The organism is Pseudomonas sp. (assembly GCF_049300855.1).
Taxonomy (GTDB): Bacteria; Pseudomonadota; Gammaproteobacteria; order Pseudomonadales; family Pseudomonadaceae; genus Aquipseudomonas.
The window spans coordinates 1-1,646 of the sequence record NZ_JBAQKH010000051.1 but is presented as its reverse complement, the minus strand read 5'-3'; the positions used below and the strand labels follow the sequence as shown (position 1 = coordinate 1,646).

Annotated in this window: 3 protein-coding genes; 1 reads left to right on the top strand and 2 read right to left on the bottom strand. The window is 64.0% G+C overall.

Translation table 11 applies throughout. From position 1 onward, the window contains the following. Positions 1–33 precede the first annotated feature (33 nt). Together WA225_RS24680 and WA225_RS24675 are read right to left on the bottom strand one after the other, a co-directional pair. Positions 34–492 (bottom strand): MaoC family dehydratase, encoded by a 459-nt coding sequence (locus tag WA225_RS24680; protein ID WP_422610022.1) that lies wholly within the window; start codon positions 490–492, stop codon positions 34–36. Between the two features lie 25 nt (positions 493–517). Continuing rightward, positions 518–922: a nitroreductase family deazaflavin-dependent oxidoreductase gene (locus tag WA225_RS24675; protein ID WP_422610021.1), complete on the bottom strand. Its 405-nt coding sequence runs from the start codon at positions 920–922 to the stop codon at positions 518–520. 64 nt (positions 923–986) lie between these two features. Here WA225_RS24675 and WA225_RS24670 point away from each other — a divergent pair. Next, on the top strand, positions 987–1,646 hold a 660-nt coding region (locus WA225_RS24670; RefSeq protein WP_422610020.1), incomplete at its 3' end, for a DMT family transporter.

The window sequence follows — 1,646 nt, the reverse complement described above, 5'->3', positions numbered from 1 at the left end:
GAGCAAGCGCGCTGACGCGACCGTCTGCGCACGTCAGACGTAGAAGCGGTACAGCCCCTCCGCAATGCAGCATGGCTTCTCGGCACCGTCACGCTCGATGACGAAGTCGACGACGATCTGGAAGCTGCCGTCGGCGACGGTCTCGACTGAAACGAGGGCTGCACCCGCTCGAATTCTCGAGCCGACCGGGACAGGAGACGGAAAGCGCACCTTGTTCAATCCGTAGTTGATCCCGAGGCGCACTCCCTCGAAATGGAGGATCTCACTCCACATCGGAACCAGCAGCGAGAGCGTGAGAAAACCGTGAGCAATCGTGGTGCCGAATGGTCCCGCGGCGGCGCGTTCCGCATCGACGTGGATCCACTGGTGGTCGTCGGTCGCGTCGGCGAAGGTATTGATCTGCTCCTGGGTCACCTCGCGCCACTCGGAGTAGCCCAGATGCTGACCGGTGAGAGCCGTCAGCTCGGCGATGCTCGAGACGGTGGTGGTCACAGTCGGCTCCTCAATCCGCTGCGCATCAGTCGCGCGTCAGAATGACAACTGGGATCACACGCTCTGTGCGCTTCTGGTACTGGTCGTAGTGCGGCCAGGCGGCGGTCATCGTCTTCCACAGCTCGGGTTTCTCCTCGGCGGTCGCCGTGCGCGCGTGAGCCGCAAAGCGATCACCCTTGATCTGCACCTGCACCTGGGGGTCGGCAACGAGATTCCGGTACCACCGGGGCGCTATCGGAGCGCCGCCCTGGGAACCGACGACCAGGTAGTCATCTCCGTGACGGCCGAAGATGAGCGGGGTGCTGCGCAATTGGCCGGACTTGCGTCCCTTGGTGGTCAGTATCAGGATCTCCGTCCCCTCGCGCCATGTGTAGCCCTCCTCACCGTCTGTCGCGACGTATCGATCGACGTGCTCTCTGCCGAACAGCATCTGTGAATCTCCGCGTTTGCATGGTTGCGGCGCCGGTACACGTGCTTTCGAGTGTAATTTACCGGTGCCCGTTGAAGAACCGCCGATCGCGCTGCCCCGCGAGCAGGTCCGTCCGAGCGTGGCGTCCCGGACCGGCACGCTGATCGGACGGATGGGGGCGCTGGCGGTCGCCGTCGCCGCCGCGATGTGGGCGACCGATCCCTACTTCCGTCCAGCACTGACCAAGCAGCTGACCGCGAGTCAGATCGTCTTCGTGGAGTCACTGTTGATCGCGCTGTGTTTCCTCCCGGTCGCCGGGCGAGTGCGCCGCGAGTTGCATCATCTCCCACTTCGTCAATGGATCGCCATGGGCATCATCGCGCTCGGCGCGCAGGCGTTCGCAACGGTGCTGTTCACCCAGGCACTCAGTTACGCGTTCCCGGCGCATGCCGCCCCCGATTTCAATGTCGAGAACGAGGTGTATCTGCTCTACATGCTCCAGCCGGTGTTCGGCATCGCGATGGCGCGCATCTTCCTGAAGGAGCGCCGCAAGCCCTACTTCTGGCCGCTCGCCGCGTGCGCGATCGCGGGCGTCTACCTGATCGTGTTCCCGCAGAATCCGCTGGCCCCGTTCTCCTCCGTGCAGCACGGTCAACTCCTCGCAGCCGTCTTGATTCTCGGCGCCGTGCTGCTCTGGGCCTCGGGGACCGTGTTCGGTCGCTACAGCCTCTCCAATGTCTCGTTC

Bases quoted from the DNA above. Each gene is read 5' to 3' on its own strand.
- WA225_RS24675 (WP_422610021.1), bottom strand. From the start codon at position 922: ATGCTGTTCGGCAGAGAGCACGTCGATCGATACGTCGCGACAGACGGT.